The organism is Streptomyces sp. NPDC028308 (assembly GCF_055565855.1).
The window spans coordinates 61,432-78,644 of the sequence record NZ_JBVHTO010000001.1 but is presented as its reverse complement, the minus strand read 5'-3'; the positions used below and the strand labels follow the sequence as shown (position 1 = coordinate 78,644).

Annotated in this window: 14 protein-coding genes and 1 other RNA gene; 3 read left to right on the top strand and 12 right to left on the bottom strand. The window is 72.4% G+C overall.

Features of this window, described 5'->3' with window-relative positions; translation table 11 throughout:
• Positions 1-100: 100 nt before the first annotated feature.
• Positions 101-1,084: a LysR family transcriptional regulator gene (locus ACZ4VA_RS00280; protein ID WP_389389668.1), complete on the bottom strand. Its 984-nt coding sequence runs from the start codon at positions 1,082-1,084 to the stop codon at positions 101-103.
• An 84-nt stretch (positions 1,085-1,168) separates the two neighbouring features.
• Here ACZ4VA_RS00280 and ACZ4VA_RS00275 point away from each other — a divergent pair, with 84 nt between their 5' ends.
• A complete protein-coding gene (locus ACZ4VA_RS00275; protein ID WP_356172870.1) occupies positions 1,169-2,536 on the top strand; it encodes an MFS transporter in 1,368 nt (455 codons plus the stop codon).
• A gap of 188 nt (positions 2,537-2,724) precedes the next feature.
• Positions 2,725-3,735, top strand: a complete 1,011-nt coding sequence (locus tag ACZ4VA_RS00270; protein ID WP_452922472.1) for a LacI family DNA-binding transcriptional regulator — start codon at positions 2,725-2,727, stop codon at positions 3,733-3,735.
• A 99-nt stretch (positions 3,736-3,834) separates the two neighbouring features.
• Here ACZ4VA_RS00270 and ACZ4VA_RS00265 read toward each other — a convergent pair whose 3' ends face one another.
• The 7 genes from ACZ4VA_RS00265 to ftsE form a co-directional block, all read right to left on the bottom strand.
• Positions 3,835-4,815 carry an extracellular catalytic domain type 1 short-chain-length polyhydroxyalkanoate depolymerase gene (locus ACZ4VA_RS00265; protein WP_356172875.1) on the bottom strand — a complete coding sequence of 327 codons (981 nt, stop codon included), beginning with the start codon at positions 4,813-4,815 and terminating at the stop codon, positions 3,835-3,837.
• 169 nt (positions 4,816-4,984) lie between these two features.
• On the bottom strand, positions 4,985-6,136 hold the full coding sequence (locus tag ACZ4VA_RS00260) for a glycoside hydrolase family 18 protein (protein WP_389389670.1): 1,152 nt from the start codon (positions 6,134-6,136) through the stop codon (positions 4,985-4,987).
• A gap of 227 nt (positions 6,137-6,363) precedes the next feature.
• Positions 6,364-6,752: a transfer-messenger RNA gene (gene ssrA / locus ACZ4VA_RS00255) on the bottom strand.
• A gap of 133 nt (positions 6,753-6,885) precedes the next feature.
• A complete protein-coding gene (smpB, locus tag ACZ4VA_RS00250) occupies positions 6,886-7,422 on the bottom strand; it encodes an SsrA-binding protein SmpB (protein WP_355784365.1) in 537 nt (178 codons plus the stop codon).
• A gap of 80 nt (positions 7,423-7,502) precedes the next feature.
• Positions 7,503-8,669 carry a S41 family peptidase gene (locus ACZ4VA_RS00245; protein ID WP_355784362.1) on the bottom strand — a complete coding sequence of 389 codons (1,167 nt, stop codon included), beginning with the start codon at positions 8,667-8,669 and terminating at the stop codon, positions 7,503-7,505.
• Positions 8,670-8,737: 68 nt separating this feature from the next.
• Entirely contained in the window at positions 8,738-9,655 is a 918-nt protein-coding gene (gene ftsX / locus ACZ4VA_RS00240) for a permease-like cell division protein FtsX (RefSeq protein WP_355784359.1), read from the bottom strand.
• 29 nt (positions 9,656-9,684) lie between these two features.
• The gene (gene ftsE, locus ACZ4VA_RS00235) at positions 9,685-10,374 is read right to left on the bottom strand and encodes a cell division ATP-binding protein FtsE (protein WP_355784357.1); all 690 of its coding nucleotides are present in this window, start codon (positions 10,372-10,374) and stop codon (positions 9,685-9,687) included.
• A 283-nt stretch (positions 10,375-10,657) separates the two neighbouring features.
• Here ftsE and ACZ4VA_RS00230 point away from each other — a divergent pair, with 283 nt between their 5' ends.
• Positions 10,658-10,840 (top strand): hypothetical protein, encoded by a 183-nt coding sequence (locus tag ACZ4VA_RS00230; RefSeq protein ID WP_121402609.1) that lies wholly within the window; start codon positions 10,658-10,660, stop codon positions 10,838-10,840.
• 124 nt (positions 10,841-10,964) lie between these two features.
• Here the strand turns inward: ACZ4VA_RS00230 and ACZ4VA_RS00225 are convergent, their stop codons facing one another.
• From ACZ4VA_RS00225 to ACZ4VA_RS00210, 4 genes are all read right to left on the bottom strand, one after another.
• Entirely contained in the window at positions 10,965-11,630 is a 666-nt protein-coding gene (locus ACZ4VA_RS00225) for a hypothetical protein (protein ID WP_355784354.1), read from the bottom strand.
• Between the two features lie 304 nt (positions 11,631-11,934).
• Complete coding sequence (gene prfB, locus ACZ4VA_RS00220) at positions 11,935-13,041, bottom strand: peptide chain release factor 2 (RefSeq protein WP_355784351.1); 1,107 nt, start codon at positions 13,039-13,041, stop codon at positions 11,935-11,937.
• 716 nt (positions 13,042-13,757) lie between these two features.
• A complete protein-coding gene (locus ACZ4VA_RS00215) occupies positions 13,758-15,023 on the bottom strand; it encodes a serine/threonine-protein kinase (RefSeq protein ID WP_356174249.1) in 1,266 nt (421 codons plus the stop codon).
• A 245-nt stretch (positions 15,024-15,268) separates the two neighbouring features.
• Complete coding sequence (locus ACZ4VA_RS00210) at positions 15,269-16,975, bottom strand: serine/threonine-protein kinase (RefSeq protein WP_356174246.1); 1,707 nt, start codon at positions 16,973-16,975, stop codon at positions 15,269-15,271.
• Positions 16,976-17,213: the final 238 nt, after the last annotated feature.

The window sequence follows — 17,213 nt, the reverse complement described above, 5'->3', positions numbered from 1 at the left end:
GCCGGACCAGGCCCCCACCCGGTCCGAGCGCCCCCTTTTGTCACACTGCGCCCGGGCCACGAATGTAGCGCACACGGGTGACACCCGTTGCGCTAAGTCATCAGAGACTCATCATGACGAGTGCATCGGTGGCCGGAATCCATCCGTCGGCCGGGCGCTCCAACCACTGTTTCTCGCCAGCCAGTTCGAGGGCCGCCCGGCGCAGCGCGTCGAGCCCCGAGTGCACCAGGCCCTTTCGCCACACGAGCGACACGGGCGACAGCGGGACCGGGTCGACGAGCGGACGCAGCACCGTCTCCGGCATGGCCGGAAAATCCACCACGGCGAGGACCGGGGTCCGGGTCTTCGCCATGACGCGCCGGAACTCCTCGGCCCCGACGGCCACGGGTGCGGGCGACGCCAGTTCGATCCCGCGCCCCTCGAAGAGCCGCAGGGCGAGGTCGGTCCACTCCAGCGTGCCGGGGTTCCCGGCCCCCGCGTAGACGGTCTCCCCGGCGAGCGCGTCCAGCGGCACCACGTCCAGGGCGGCGAGCCGGTGATCCTCGGGCAGGAGGACGGCCATCGGCTCGTACCGCACGGGCTGGTGCTCCAGGCGGGCCCGGACCGCGGGATCGAGGCCGCCGAACCTGCCGAAGGACGCGTCCAGGCGGCCGGCGAGCATCGCCTGGGCGGCGCCGGTCAGTCCGCTCTCGAAACGGGCCATCAGCTCACTGTCCGGGGCGAGTTCGCGTGCCCGGTCCAGGACCCGGCCGGAGATCAGCCCCGGGGAGTTGACGTCGACGAGCAGGGGCGTCTCCGCGGACGGGTGCCGCCTTCCCGAGCCCGCCCGGCCGAAGGCGGCCAGCAGCGCGTCCTGCGCCTCGGTCACCCGGCGCGCGTACGGGAGCAGCCGGACGCCGTCGGAGGTCAGCGCCACCTGCCGGGTGGTCCGCGTGAACAGCTCGGCCCCCAACTCGCGCTCCAGGCGGCGGATGTCGCGGCTGAGCGCCTGCTGGGCGACGTAGAGACGGGCGGCGGCACGGGTGAAGTGCAGTTCCTCGGCGACGGCGAGGAAGGCGCGCAGCAGGCGCGGGTCGGCGGACATCCGGCGAACTTACAACCGAGGTGCGTCAATCGCCATCGAGTTCGGTGTTGGACCGTCGGCGGCCGGGCGGGCGACGGTGGAGCCATGCCGCAGCAGCCGTCCGGGGAACCGCCCTCGACCTTCGCCACCGTCACCGGGGACACCCTGGTCGTCGCCGATCTCAGCCCCCGCCGCAGGCGCCCCGCCGGGCCGCCGCGCGAGGACGGCCCCGGGCGCGGAACCTCCCGCGGCGCCGGCCGCGGACCCTCCGTCCGCGCCCCCTACCGCCGTCTGTTCGCCGTGCCGGGCGCCCGCGCCTTCACCCTGGGGAACCTGCTGGCCCGCCTGCCCATGGGCATGTTCAGCGTCAGCGCGGTCATCATGATCGCCGGGTCGCGCGGCTCGTACGCGCTCGCCGGTGCCGTCACCGCCACCGGACTGGCCGCGACCGCCGTCGTCGCGCCGTGGACGGCCCGGCTCGTCGACCGCCACGGGCAGGCCCGGGTCGCCGTGCCCGCGACGGTGACCGCCGCGCTCGGCTCGCTCGCGCTGCTGCTCTGCGTCCACTACGACGCCCCGGCCTGGACGCTCTTCGCCGCGTACGCCGCCACGGCCACGACGCCCAACACCGGCGGCCTGTCACGCGCCCGCTGGGCCCACCTCCTCGCCGGCGACGCCGAGGCGCTGCACACCGCGAACTCCTTCGAACAGGCCGTGGACGAGCTGTGCTTCATGCTCGGCCCGGTGCTCGCCGCCTTCCTGTGCGGGGCGCTCTTCCCGGAGGCCGGCACACTGACCGGCGCCGTCCTGCTGGTCACCGGGGTGCTGGTCTTCGCCGCCCAGCGCGCCACGGAACCGCCGGTGCGGCGCGGCCGGGGGCCGGCCGGCGGCTCGCCGCTCCGCGCGCCGGGCATGGCCCCGCTGCTCCTCGCCTTCCTCGCGGTCGGCGCCGTCTTCGGGGCGATGGAGATCGTCACCATCGCGTTCGCGGACGCGCGCGGCCACCGCCCTGCCGCCGGGGCGATCCTCGCCCTCCAGGCGGCCGGGTCCTGTGCGGCGGGCCTGCTGTACGGGGCGCTCCGGCCGGGCGGGCCGGCCGCGCGCCGGTTCCCCTGGTGCGTGGCCGCCATGACCGCGCTGATGACGCTGCCGCTGCTCGCGGCGTCCCTGACCGGGTCCCTCGCCGTTCTCGCCGGCGCTCTGCTCGTGGCCGGGATGGCGACCGCGCCGACGATGATCACCGGCATGACCGTCGTCCAGGAACGCACCCCCGAGGGGAGGCTGAACGAAGGCATGACGCTCGCCGTGACGGGGCTCCTCGGAGGTATCGCCTGCGGTTCGGCGGCGGGCGGCTGGATGGTGGAACGGGCGTCGGCCGCGGCCGGTTTCGCGGTGCCGGTGGCGGCGGGAGCGCTCGCGCTGGCGGTCTCGGCGACGGGAGCGGTACGGGCCCGACGCGGCCGGGGGAAGTGAACTCCCCCGCGCCGTCCGGCCCTTGGGACGAGCGGCTTGATTCACGCGCACCCCATTGACGTGCCCACGCACCCCACATACCTTCGCCCGTCGAAGCGCTTCGACGCGATCGTGCGGGGCGTGGACGCGGGCGTGGGCCGGGCCGGCCTCCCGTCCCGGAGCCGAAGCGGGAGCGGGGAGGCGGACCGATGGTCAGGATCACCGATGTGGCCCGGCACGCGGGGGTGTCCGCGAGCACCGTCTCGTACGCCCTGAGCGGCAAGCGCCCCATCTCCGCGGAGACCCGGCAGCGCATCGAGGCGTCCATCCGCCTGCTCGGCTACCGCCCGCACGCCGGTGCCCGGGCGCTCGCCGGCAGCAGGTCCAAGGTGCTGGCCCTCGTGGTGCCGCTGCGCACGGGGGTAGACGTGCCGGTCGTGACGCGGTTCGCGGTGTCGGTGGTGACCGCCGCGCGCCGGTACGACCACGACGTCCTGCTCCTCACGCAGGAGGAGGGCCACGAGGGGCTGCGGCGGGTCGCGGACACCGCCCTGGCGGACGCGCTGATCGTGATGGACGTCCAGCTCCGCGATCCGCGGCTGCCGCTGCTGCGGGCGCTGGACCGGCCCTCGGTGCTCATCGGGTTCCCGGCCGCGCCCGGCGGGCTCACCTGCGTCGATCTGGACTTCCGGGCGGCCGCGGACCTGTGCGTCGGGCACCTGGCGGGGCTCGGGCACCGGGTCGTCGCGCTCGTCGGGTCGCCGCCCGAGGTGTACGTGCGCGGGACGGCGTTCGCCCAGCACGTCGTGCGGGGCTTCACCGCCGCGGCCGACCGGCACGGGATGTCCTCCTCGGTGCACCCGTGCGAGGCCACGCCCGCCGCGGCGCGTGCGCTCGCGGAACGGCTGCTGCGGGAGCGGCCCGCCCTCACCGGGGTCGTGGTGCACAACGAGGCGGTGCTGGCGCCCCTCGTGGACGCCTTCGAGGCGCTCGGGGTGCGGGTGCCCGGCGATCTCTCGGTGACCGCGATCTGCCCGGACGAGTCGGCGGAGCGGGCCCGGGTGCCGGTCACCGCCGTGTCCCTGCCCTCGGCCGAGTTGGGCGCGGGCGCCGTGGACCTGGTGATGAGGAAGCTGCGCGGCACGCCCGTACCGGAGGCGACCGTGCTGGAACCCCGGCTGACGGAACGTTCCAGCACGGCTCCCGGGCCCGTGCGCTGAGCCCGCGGGCCGGGTCCCTCACGGTCCGGCCCCGGGCGCGCGGCGGACGGGGCCGGCGACCGGACGCGGGACGGGACCGCGCGGTGGACCGGTACCGGCTCAGCCGAGTCCCCAGGCGTGAGCGAGCGTGTGGGCGGCGCACAGGTTCACGTCGAGGACGTACGCCCCCGCCGTCCCGCACTGCGTGGCCCCGGTCCCCGGGTCGACGGGCTGTCCGTGTCCCATGCCGGTGATGCCGTACGTCTCCACGACCGTGCGGCCGGTGCCGTCGCGGAAGACCTGGTGCGGGTATCCGGCCACGGTGTCGGCGGCGTCCGCCGTCTGGTCGGCGCCGTGCACGTCGGTCCACTGCTTCATCAGGTCGGTCATGTTGACGGGCTTGACGGTGTAGTCGGCCGTCCCCTGGAACACGGTCAGCGTCGGCCAGGGCCCGGTGTGTCCGGGGTTCGCGGCCCGCACCCGGTCGCCCCACTGCTTCGCGGTCTGGGTGGCCCCCACGTACATGCACACGTACGGCGACCCGGCGGCCTGCGCGCACCCGTACGGCAGTCCCGCGACGACCCCGCCCGCGGCGAACTTCTCGGGGTACGCGGCCATCATCACGGTGGTCATCCCGCCGCCCGCGGACAGTCCGGTGACGTACACGCGCGAGGCGTCGCCGGAGACGTCGGCGAGCTGCCGGTCGACCATCTGCGCGATGGACGCGGCCTCGCCCTGGCCGCGCGCGATGTCACCGCTCTGGAACCAGTCGAAGCAGGAGTTGAGGTTGTTGGCGGACTGCTGCTGCGGCAGGACGACGGAGAAGCCCCAGCGGTCGGCCAGTTGGAGCCAGCCGCTGCCGGTGCCGTATCCGGCGGCGTTCTGGGTGCACCCGTGCATCGCGACGACGACGGGCCGCCCGGCGGGCAGCCCGTCGGGCACGTACCGGTACATCTTCAGCGCTCCGGGGTTGGTGCCGAAGCCGGTCACCTCCTGCGGGGAGGCGGCCGAGGCCCGTCCCGGGGCCAGCAGGACGGAGAGGAGGGCGGCCAGCAGGGCCACCAGGACGACGGGGCGTGACGCGGCTCTGGTCGGTGTCATGGGGAGGGACCGTAGAAGGCTGAACAACTCCCCGATATGGCCGGGGACACCACAACGGCGCGCCCCGCTCTGGTGTGCCGACCCGTACCCGGCGGCCGACGGCGCCCGGCCGGTCCCCGTACGGGAGCGAACCCCCGTACGGGGACCGGTGACTTGGTGGTGAGGGGCCTCAGCCCTGCCGCAGCGGGGGCATCGGCAGCGGGATGCCGTAGGCGGTGGCGCCCGCGCCGACCCCGCCCTCGCAGGTGCCCGGCGGCTGGGTGCCCGTGCCCCGCGTGGAGGGACGCTCGGCGGCCCAGAACATGTGGCCGAGCATGCCGGAGCTGACCCCGGCCCCGTTCGGGGCGACGCTCTGCACGTAGGAACCCGTCGATTTCTGAAGCGAGTTGGCGAAGTCGACGCATTCGGGCAGGGATTTCGTCTGGTCGCTGATGTAGACGGCGCCGGTGAACTTGGCGGGGGCGAGCGGTGGCACCGGCGGTGAATAGGTGGGCTTTCCGTCCACGTGCTCCTGCCAGTTGGCGATCGCGGAACTCGTGGAGGGCTGGCGCGCGGGCACCATGGCGTTCGCGTAGTCGAGCACGGGCCGGTCCGTACGCAGCCAGTCGGCGGTCGCCTTGCGGTTGATGCCGATCAGCCAGCGGTCGCCGGCCGCGGTGTCGATGGTGAGCCGGGCGGCCGGATCGGCGCCCGAGGCGTCGTAGGGATGCACCGCGCGGTAGGCGTCGATGAAGGACTGCAGTCCGGCGAGGTCGGGGGCGGTGTTCTGCTCGTAGTCGATCTCGATGCCGACGCCGAGGTCGCTCGCGACCGCCGCCGCGTTCCGTCCCAGCCGCGCCGCGTCCTCGGCGAGGGCGGCGTCCCACTCGTCGGTGTAGGTGATCCCGCCGATGGAGAGCATCACGCGGATTCCGCGGGAGGTGAAGTACTGCACGATGTCCCGGGTCATGCCCCGGGGCACGCCGTCGACGGTCGTGGCGTCGTTCGCGCGGTGCAGCAGCCGCTGCGGCTCCACGAAGCTCAGCACCACGAGGTTGACGGAGGGCCGCCCGTCGCCCCGGTCGACGAGCCAGTGGTTCATGGAGTCGAAGGCGCTGACGCCGCGCACGGTGCCCCAGGTGCAGGCGTCGTCGCCGCAGTGCCAGGCGCCGTAGATCTGCGGCGGGGTGACGGTGGCGGCCGAGGCCACGGGGGCCTGCGGGACCAGCAGGGCGAGGAGCAGCCCGAGGACGGCGAGCACGCTGGTGCGCAGCCCGCCGATGCCGTGCGACCGGCGGCCGCCGGTCGTGCGGAGGGAGGATCGGGACGGTCTGTGGCGCATACGGACCTCCGGAGAGGGGGCGGCCTGCGGGACACGGGGGGCGGCGCGCCGAGCGTGTCAGGTCCAGACCAACTCGGCAAGAGTGCCCGCGGCGGGCCGTGTACGCCGGTGCCGGGCAGCACCCGCACCGGGGCCGTGCGCGTCCGTCCCGAACGCGCACGCACAGGACGAAGGCCCCGCAGCCGGAGCTGCGGGGCCTTCGTCACTATGAATCACAAACATGGGATGAGTGGAGATGGCGGGAATCGAACCCGCGTCCAACGGTGCAGAATCAGGGCTTCTCCGAGCGCAGTTCGCTACGATTTTCTCAGCCCCGGAGATCACGCGAACAAGTCTCCGACGGGCTCAGTCACTGTTTGATTTCCCATCGGACCCCGTGACCGGGCCCGATGGTTTAGTTCCCTAGATTATGCCAGGATCCGGGTCGGGAACACTCCCGGGCTGACACCCATTTAGGGTCCTTCAGTCACTGCTTATTAGGCAGCGAGGGCGAAGGACTGGGAATCGCGCTTGGTATTGGCGATTATTTTTTGCGACATATGGTTTACGAGATCATTGCCGCTTCCTCGGCTCGCTTCCCCTGCTTCGACAGCCGCTGTCGAAACCGATCATCCCCATGTTGATTTTTCAAAGCCGGACCTCGCGGTCCACGCACCCGCTGTGAGGTGCAGTGCCATCGTACGTGACCAACGCGCCGCGATGCCAGCGTATTCCCAGCGGCCCGCCCGCCACGGGGCGGCACGGCGGGGCTACTGGGCCCGCTCCCTGCGCTTGACGGCCGCGATCGCCCGGTCCGACTCGCGCCGGTCCTGCTTCTCGCGCAGCGTCTGACGCTTGTCGTACTCCTTCTTTCCGCGGGCCAGCGCGATCTCGGCCTTCGCGCGCCCGTCCTTGAAGTACAGGGCGAGGGGCACGATCGTGTGACCCGTCTCCTGGGACTTCGCCTCCAGCTTGTCGATCTCCTCGCGGTGCAGGAGCAGCTTGCGCTTGCGGCGCACCGTGTGGTTCGTCCAGGTGCCCTGGCTGTACTCCGGGATGTGGGCGTTGTGCAGCCACGCCTCGTTCCCGTCGATCTGGACGAAGCCGTCGGTGAGCGAGGCCCGGCCCTGGCGCAGCGACTTCACCTCGGTGCCGGTCAGCACGAGCCCGGCCTCGTAGGTGTCGATGATCGCGTAGTCGTGCCGCGCCTTCTTGTTCTGGGCGACGATCTTCTTCTTGCCGTCCTTGGTCCTGCCGGACGCGGCCTGGCTGCCCTGCTTCTGCTGGGACTCTTTCGGTACGTACATTCCCTTGGCCATAGTGCTGGCCATTTTCGCACTACAGGGGGGTCGAGGGGGAACCCGATTTCCGCACCGGCCCCCGGACGCTACGCAGGGTTGCCGAGACCGCTCAGTACCGTCACCGCCCGGCGGACGGCCTCCTCGTCCGCCTCCAGGTCGGGGGTGATGCCCCGGCCGTCGACGGTGCGTCCCGCGGGGGTCCGGTAGTGCCCGACCGTGAGCTCGGCGACGGAGCCGTCGGGGAGCCTGCTCGGCATCTGCACCGAGCCCTTGCCGAAGGTCCTGGAACCGACGACGACCGCCCGGCCGCGGTCCTGGAGGGCACCCGTGAGGAGTTCGGCGGCGCTCATCGTGCCGCCGTCGACGAGGGTCACCAGGGCCCTGTCCGTGTCGCCGCCGGGGTCGGCGTGCAGGGCGCGCTGGGCGCCGCGCACGTCGTAGGTGGCGACCAGGCCGCCGTCAAGGAAGGCGGAGGCTGCGGTGACGGCCTCGGTGACCAGCCCGCCGGAGTTGCCGCGCAGGTCCAGGACGACGCCGGCCCGCCGGGGCGCGTCGGCGACGGCGGAGCGCACCCGTTCGCCGGAACCCTTGGTGAAGGCGGCGACCTTGATCACGGTGACGCCGCCGGCGAGCCGGTGCACGGTCACGGGGTCCGTGGACAGGCGGGCCCGGCGCAGCGTCTCGCTCCACGCGCGCGTGCCGCGCTCCAGGCCGACGGAGACCCGCGTGCCCGCGGACGCGTCCTCGGCGTCGCCGCGCAGCAGCGAGACGACCTCCGTCACCGGCCGCCCGGCGACCGTCCGGCCGTCCACACTGCGCAGCCGGTCCCCCTTGCGGATCCCGGCGGTCGCGGCGGGCGAGCCGCTCTGCACGCGGGACACCTCGATACGGCCGTCCCGCTCGCGCCGGGCCCACAGCCCGACGCCGGTGTACTCGCCGTCGAGCGCCTCCTCGAACTCCTCGTACTCGCCCTGGGAGTAGACGGCGCTCCAGCGGTCCCCGCTGCGGCTGACGGCCCGTTCGGCGGCCTCCATGGGGGACTTGCCGTCGGCCATGGCCTCGGCGGCGGCGCGGGTGACGTCCTCGCGGTGGCTCGCCGGGACCGGACGCTGGGCGCCGGACGGGGAATTCCGGCCGTGCTCGGGAAGGGAACCGGTGGCGGCCCCGGCGGCGAGCACACCGGCGAAAACCAATGTCAGGGCGGCCCCGCGGCCGATGCGGCGGGGCTGACAGAACAGGTCACGGCCTGACATGCCGGTGAGTCTAGGACAACGCGGGAGGGCCGCACCGCCTGTTGGCGGTACGGCCCTCTTGGCATGCGTCACACCTTCAGGTACTTGCGCAACGCGAAGAACGCGGCCAGCGCCGGCATCAGCAGACTCGTCGCGAGGATGAGCGGCAGCTTGGTCAACACGGCGTCCCAGCCGATGAAGTTGATCAGGTTCAGCTTCTCCGACAGGGCCAGGCCGTGGTCGATGATGAAGTACCGGGCGACCACGAGGAAGCCGCACGCGACACCGCCGCCGATGAGTCCGGCGACCGCGGCCTCCGCGATGAACGGCGCCTGGATGTAGAACCCGGAGGCGCCCACCAGCCGCATGATGCCGGTCTCGCGGCGGCGGCTGAACGCGGAGACGCGCACCGTGTTGACGATCAGCATCAGGGCGACGACCAGCATCATCGCCATCACCGCGCGCGCAGCCCAGTTCATGCCGTTGAGCAGCCCGAAGAGGTTGTCCAGGATGCCCTTCTGGTCCTGCACGGACTGCACGCCGGCCCGGCCGTCGAAGGCGGTGGCGATGACCTGGTACTTCTCCGGGTCGTCCAGCTTGATCCGGTACGACTCCTGCATCTGGTCCGGGGTCAGCGAGCTGGCCAGCGGGGAGTCGCCGAACTGCTCCTTGTAGTGCTTGTACGCCTGGTCCGCCGACTCGTACTCGACCTTCTCGACGGCCGGCATCTTGCTCAGGTCGCTCTTGATCTGGGCCTTCTGCTCAGTGGTGACCGCCCCCTTGGCGCAGTTGGGGTCGGACTCCGCGTCGCTCTTGTTGCAGAGGAAGATCGAGACGTTGACCTTGTCGTACCAGTAGCCCTTCATCGTGTTCACCTGGTCGCTCATCAGGAGCGAACCGCCGAACAGGGCGAGCGAGAGGGCGACCGAGACGATGACGGCGAAGGTCATCGTGAGATTGCGACGGAGACCGACACCGATCTCCGACAGAACGAACTGGGCGCGCATGGCGTTCGCTTAAGCCTTTCCGTGGATCGTCAGTGCTGGTAGCCGTAGACGCCGCGCGCCTGGTCGCGGACGAGACGGCCCTGCTCCAGCTCGATGACGCGCTTGCGCATCTGGTCCACGATGTTCTGGTCGTGGGTCGCCATCACCACGGTCGTGCCCGTGCGGTTGATGCGGTCGAGCAGCTTCATGATGCCGACGGAGGTCTGCGGGTCGAGGTTTCCGGTCGGCTCGTCGGCGATGAGGAGCTTCGGCCGGTTGACGAAGGCGCGCGCGATGGCGACGCGCTGCTGTTCACCGCCGGAGAGCTCGCCGGGCATCCGGTCCTCCTTGCCGCCCAGCCCGACGAGGTCGAGCACCTGGGGCACGGACTTGCGGATCTCACCGCGCGACTTGCCGATGACCTCCTGCGCGAAGGCGACGTTCTCGGCGACCGTCTTGTTCGGCAGGAGACGGAAGTCCTGGAACACGGTCCCCAGCTGGCGGCGCATCTGCGGCACCTTCCAGTTGGAGAGGCGCGCGAGGTCCTTGCCCAGGACGTGCACCTGACCGTGGCTGGCCCGTTCCTCACGGAGGACCAGCCTGAGGAAGGTGGACTTTCCGGAGCCGGAGGACCCCACGAGGAACACGAACTCACCGCGCTCGACCTCCAGGGAGACATCCCTGAGAGCGGGGCGGGTCTGCTTGGGGTAGACCTTGGAGACGTTGTCGAATCGGATCACGGATGCACCACGGGTCGCCGGGGGTAGGTGTGCGTGACCATACGCGAACCGGGTGCGGGAGCGCAGTCGGCGTACGGGGTTGCGCGAGGCTTGCGCGTTTTGTCCCGCATCTGAGGGGTGGGAGAGACGTCTTCCGGCCGGGAACGGGCCTCGTTCCCGCCAGGACCGGGCAGGATGGGGCGAGCCGCGCCGAAATCCGCGGAACCTGGCACAGTGGAGGGGGAACGGTCTCGTTCCCCGCGGCGTTATACACGCGGAGAGACAGCGCAAGGAGGGCCGGCGCATGACGTACGACCGATTGGTGTGCGCGAACTGCGCTTCGCCCGTGAGCGAGGGCCGCTGCCACGTCTGCCGCGCGAACAGGGAGCGCCTCCAGCAGGAGAGCCCCTTCGCCGGACTGAACCCGATGGCGCTGATCGCACTGCTCGCCGTGCTGATCGCCGCGGTGGCACTGCTGGCCCGCTAGGGCCTCATCCACCTTTTCCGCCGCCCCGCGACCCGCGGGGCAGTCCTCGTCCGACACGGGGAAAGGGCCCGGAGCGTCTCGCTCCGGGCCCTTTCTCGCGTGTGGTGTGTCACACGGCCGTGCGTCAGGCGGCGGCGCCGCCGCGGCCGCCCGCGAGGCGGGGCAGCAGGCGGAAGCCGATACCGCCGGCGATCATGGTGGCCGCGCCGACCAGCAGGAACGCGGTCTGGCCGGCACCCGTCTCGGCCAGCTCGCCGTCGTTGTCGCCCTGGGCCGTGGTGTCGGAGCCGGTGTCCGCGCCGGTGTCGGTCAGAGCCGAGGAGCCCTCGCCCTGCTCGACGGGCTGGGAGCCGCCGTCCGGGTCGGTGTCGTTGCCGCCGGAGCCGTCGCCGCCGCCGTTGCCGTTACCGCCGCCGTTGCCGTTGCCACCGCCGTTGCCGTTCCCGCCGCCGTTGCCGTTGCCCGGCTCGGTCGGGTCACCCGGCTCGGAGGGCTCGGCGGACGGCTCCGGCGGGTCCTCCGACGGAGGAGTGGCCGACGGGGTCGGGTCCGGGTCGGTCGGAAGGCCCGTGTTGGACGGGGTCGGCGCCGGCGGCGTCGACGGGTCGTCGGGACCGGCGACCTTCACGCCGATACCGTCCTCGTCGGCACTGGCGCCGACGCTCAGGCCGCCCACGTTCACGCCGACGTCCAGCGCCGAAGCGGCACCCGCGGCGGTCAGGGACGCACCGGCTGCGATCACCGCGCCGGCGGCTATGCGCGCCGCGCGGATCCGCGTCTTCTTGGTCATCTGCCTGCTACCCCCAGTAGCTCATCGTCAGTGGAGCAGCGCCCGGGGCCACGGCGTCACAGGCGGCGTTGCGAAGCCCCCCGGTTCACATGCGCCCCAGAGATACGCATGCCACGCGTCACCCTTCCCACTTTTCAAAGCAACGTCAAGGTCGTTGCGCACGCGATGTCCTGATGGGTGCCATTTGCCTGCCGTGAGGACATGTGACTGTGATGTAAAACCCAGACAACCCACACACGAAAGGCAACTGCCGTCCGGAGAACGGCAGTTGCCTTGTCGACAAAGCGGCGGGAATGGGACCCGGTTACTTCTCCTGCTGCTTGCGCCAGCGAATTCCGGCCTCCAGGAAGCCGTCGATCTCACCGTTGAACACGGCCTCGGGGTTGCCGACTTCGAACTCGGTGCGCAGGTCCTTGACCATCTGGTACGGGTGCAGGACGTACGAACGCATCTGGTTGCCCCAGGAGTTGCCGCCGTCGCCCTTGAGGGCGTCCATCTTGGCCTGCTCCTCCTGGCGGCGCCGCTCCAGGAGCTTGGCCTGCAGGACGTTCATCGCGGACGCCTTGTTCTGGATCTGCGAGCGCTCGTTCTGGCAGGAGACCACGATCCCGGTGGGGAGGTGGGTCAGGCGGACCGCGGAGTCGGTCGTGTTGACGCCCTGGCCGCCCGGACCGGACGAGCGGTACACGTCGACGCGCAGCTCGGACTCGTCGATCTCGATGTGGTCGGTCTGCTCGACCACCGGCAGGATCTCGACACCGGCGAACGACGTCTGCCGGCGTCCCTGGTTGTCGAAGGGCGAGATGCGCACCAGGCGGTGCGTGCCCTGCTCGACGGACAGCGTGCCGTAGGCGTACGGGACGTGGACGGCGAAGGTGGTCGACTTGATGCCGGCCTCTTCCGCGTACGAGGTCTCGTAGAGCTCCGTCTTGTAGCCGTGCCGCTCCGCCCAGCGCAGGTACATGCGCTGGAGCTTCTCGGTGAAGTCGGAGGCGTCGACGCCGCCGGCCTCGGCGCGGATGGTGACGACGGCCTCACGGGAGTCGTACTCGCCCGAGAGCAGCGTACGGACCTCCATCTCGTCCAGCGCCTTCTTGACCGCGGTGAGCTCGGTCTCCGCCTCGGCGCGGGTGTCCGAGTCGTCCTCCTCCTCGGCCATCTGGAAGAGGATGCTCAGGTCGTCGATCCTGCTGCGCAGGGCCTCCGCCTTGCGGACCTCGGCCTGGAGGTGGCTCAGCTTGCTGGTGATCTTCTGCGCCGCGTCCGGGTCGTCCCACAGGGACGGCGCGGCCGCCTGCTCCTCGAGCACGGCGACATCTGCCCTCATCTTGTCGAGGTCCAGGACGGCCTCGATCGACTCCATGGTCGAGGAGAGGGACTTGAGCTCTTCGGATACATCGACGACTGCCACGCCTCCAGCGTAACGGCTACGACAACCACCCCCACCGCCTCCGCCCACCGCCGCCCACTCCCAGCGCCCCGCGCCAGGGCTGACGCCGAGGCGGGACAAGCCCTCGGCGCCTCCGGGGTGCCACCCTGGTGGGCCCGCTTCCCCACGGACAACAGCGCCGCGCGCTGCGCCGGACGCCCAGCGGGGTCCACAAGCCCGGCGCCTACGGGACGCCGCCCGGGCGGCCCCACTCCCCCACGTACACAAGCACCCCCCGCTGCGGCTGAGCCCGAGGCGGGTCGGCGAACCCGGCGCCAGCGGGGAGCCGCCTGCGCCCACCCTCCCCCACTCTCGGCTCCGCTCGAGCGGGGGGACCCCCATCGCCCCAAGCGGCACGCATGCCCGCAGCGGGAGCGGACGGACGGCCCGAGCCGCACGCATGCCCGCAGCTCATGCGGGTGGACAGCCGCCCCCGGCCGGGGTGGGCGTCGCCCACCGGCCCGCACCAGGGCCACCGACCCCGCGCCCCCGCAGCTCAGCCCCTACGAACCGCAAGCCGCCATGCGACCGAAGGGGCCGTGCCGGTACATCAAATGGCCGTCGAGACGGGGACGTACCCGACCGAGGAACGCTGGTGACGGACGCCCACAACAACTACCGACGGCCGGATGTACCGGCACGGACCCGACCCACCCACCGGACCGACAGCGCCCCGACGCCCACCACACCGACGTCCATCAAGGCACCGCAGGCGCCGACGTCTCCTTGTCGTCCCGGGGTGTGGCCCCCGCGTCGTCCCCCGACGTGGCCACCCACGTCCCCACGCCCACCGCCGCGACCAACGCCACCGCCGCCGCCCCCAGCGTGATCCTCCGCCGCCGGGCGGACGCCCGATGCCGGGCCGACCCAGGCCGCGGCGCCCCCGCAGCCCGCGGCGCCCGAGCCGTCCCCCGCGCACCCCCGGCCAGCTCGTCCGGCCCCGGCACCCGCATCGACGTATGCGTGTCCCGGTTCGAGTCGGGCGCAGCCCCCGGCACCAACGGCACCGCCCCCCGCCGAACCCGCCCCCGCTCCGCCCGCTCCCCCTCACGCACCGGAACGGCCTCGGCCGCCTCCTCGTACGCGCCCTCGCCCTCCTCCGGCTCCGCGTCCGGCTCGTCCACGTCCAGCGGCGGCATCCCGGCCAGCAGCGGCAGCTGCTCCCGCAGCCGCGCCCCCAGCTCGGACGCCCGCAACCGGGACGCCGGCGCCTTGGCGAGGCACTGCACGATCAGCTGCCACAGCTCGTCGGGGATACCGGGCAGCGGCACCACACGCTCGGTGACGTGCCGCCGCAGCACCGCCCCGGGGTGCCCGCCCCCGAAGGGGGTGAACCCGGCCAGCAGCTCGTACAGCACCGTCGCGAGCGCGTAGATGTCGACGGCGGCCCGCGGCGGCAGCCCCTCGATGATCTCGGGGGCGAGATAGTCCGGCGTGCCGATGATCTTCGTCGCCCGGGTCCGCCGGGGCGAGTCGATGAGCTTGGCCACGCCGAAGTCCGTCAGCAGCGCGGGATGCGAGCCGCCCGGCCCGAGGGGGCCCTGCATGTCCAGGAGGACGTTCTCGGGCTTCACGTCCCGGTGGACGACCCCGGCGGCGTGCGCCGCGGCGAGCCCGTCCGCGACGTCGGCGACGATCGCGACCGCGGCCTCGGGGGCCAGCCGCCGCTCCCGGTCGAGCCGGGTCCGCAGATCGGTGCCGCGGACGAGGTCCATGACGAGCGCGAGGTCGTTGCCGTCCACGACGAGGTCGCGCACCGCGACCACGTGGGGGTGGTCGAGCCCCAGAAGCGCCGTGCGCTCCTGGACGAAGCGCCCCACGAGCTCCTGGTCGGACGCGAGGTCCTCGCGCAGCAGCTTGATGGCGACGGGGCCCTCCGGCCCCTCGCCCAGCCACACCGTGCCGGCGCTGCCCCGCCCCAGGATCTGGTTGGCGGTGTACCGGCTGCCGATCTTCCGTGCCAAGACTGCTCCTACAGACGCGTGTTGTCGTCAAAACTACGCGCCGGAACAGCCAACCTTCACCGCGGAGACGGAAATCACCCCTCAGGTGTCGACAAATCCCCAGAGTCGGCACCCCCGAAGAGCCGAAGCCACCCCAAAGCGACCTGTCATGACCACCTCGGGCAACCCCTCATGACCCCTCATGACCGCTCCGGACCGCTCCGGACCGCTCCGGAGCAAGCTCTCAGGACCGCTCCGGAGCAACCTCACTGCCCGGACTTGGCGCCCAGGTCCCCGATCCACCCACTCACGGTGTTGAACCAGTCGCTCAGCTGCTCCCAGTAGCCCTTGGTGGTGCCGATCCACTCCTGGAGGGGGCTCAGCTCCCAGACCAGCCATCCGGCGACGAACAGGATGACGACGGTGAACAGGCACCCCTTGAGGCAGCCGAGGCCGGGGATCTTCATCGGGTTGGCGCTCCGCTGCCGGGGCTCGCGCGGCTGCCGGGGGGCGGGCTGCTGGGGCTGCTGCGGCGCGGGAGCGTACCGCTGCGGCTGCTGCCGTTGCGGTTGCTGCTGCGGCTGCTGCCGTTGCGGCGCGTACTGCTGAGGCTGCTGCTGCGGATACCCGTACCCGGGCGGCGGCTGCTGCCCCTGGGGCCGCTGCTGCTGCTGAGGCCGCTGTTGTTGCGGCCGCTGCTGGGGCCGGGCCACCTGCCGCTGGGGCCGGCGCCGCAGCGGATCGTCCTCGGGGTCGAGGTACGACTGGACCTGCGTCTGCTCGTTGCGGTCACGGGCCGCCCGCAGCTGGCTCTGCCAGGGGTGCGGGTCCTCGGGCTGACCGGGCTGCCCCTGCTGCCCGCCCGGCCCGTTCGGCGGCACCGGAGGCAGCACGGCGGTCGGATCGGCGGCCCCGCGGTGCGGCAGCACGGACGTCGGATCGGCGGCACCGGAGGTGTGCGGCAGGACGCTGGTGGCGCCGTTCGGGTCGTAGGCGCCCGCACCGTGCGGCAGCACCTGCGTCGGGTCGGCGGCACCCGGCGTGCCGGGCACGGGGGCGGGAGCCGGATCGGGCGCGAGGAGCGCGCCGACCCCCTCCGCGGCGGCGATCTGCGCGGGGCTGGCGTGCACGCCGACCCCCTGGGCGACCGTGCGCAGCCCGCGGGCGAGGTTCTCGGCGCTGGGCCGCTCGTCGGGGTTCTTGCGCAGGCACCGCTCGATGACGGTCCACAGCGGGTCCGGCACGGTCGAGGGCCGGCGGGGCTCGGCGCTCAGGTGCTGGTGGAGCACCTCCAGGGCCGACCCTCCGGAGAACGGCGGACGCCCGGTCACCAGCTCGTAGAGCAGGATGCCGGCGCCGTAGATGTCGACGGCGGACGTCTGGGGGCGGCCCTCGGCGGACTCGGGCGCCACGTACGCGGGCGTGCCGACGAACTCGTGGGTGCGGGTGAGCCCGGGTGAGTCGGCGAGCCGGGCGATGCCGAAGTCGGTCAGCATCGGGTGCATCTGGCCGCCGTCCTGCTTGAGCAGGACGTTCGCCGGCTTGAGGTCGCGGTGGACGACCCCGTCGGCGTGGCTGGCGGCGAGCGCGTCGGCCACCTGGGCGGTGAGGAGGGCGGCGGCGACGGGCGAGAAGGGCCCGTTCTCGCGGAGGTATCGGTGCAGGTCGGGACCGTCGACGAGGTCCATGACCAGCGCGAGCAGGTCTCCCTCGACGACCAGGTCGCGGACCCGGACGATGTTCGGGTGGGTCAGGCGCAGCAGCACCGACCGCTCCCGCAGGAACCGCATCACGACGTCCGCGTCGCTTGCCAGCTCCTCCTTGAGGACCTTGATCGCCACGGTCTCGCCGGGCTGCCCGGCGACGGCCGCCTCGGCGCCCGCGGTCTCCCTCTGGCGGGCGCGCCAGACGGTGCCTGTGGCGCCGCGTCCCAGCGGCTCCTCAAGGAGGTACTTGCTCCCTACCGGCCGCACGTCATGCGCTCCCTGCTGCTTGCTTGGCTGGTCCGTCCACCGTCGTCCACGTCGCTCGGAGTGCTCGGGTGTTCCGCCCCACTGTAGTGCCGTGGGGCGCGGGACCGGGCTGTCGTCCGGCTGTGCTTCCCGTGCCCGCTCCGGTGCCTGCGGCGGCGTCCGCGTACGGGTCCCGTACGTGTTCGAAGGAAAGACGCTCGCTTCGGACCGTTGGTTGCCGAACCCTGGACGTGACCGA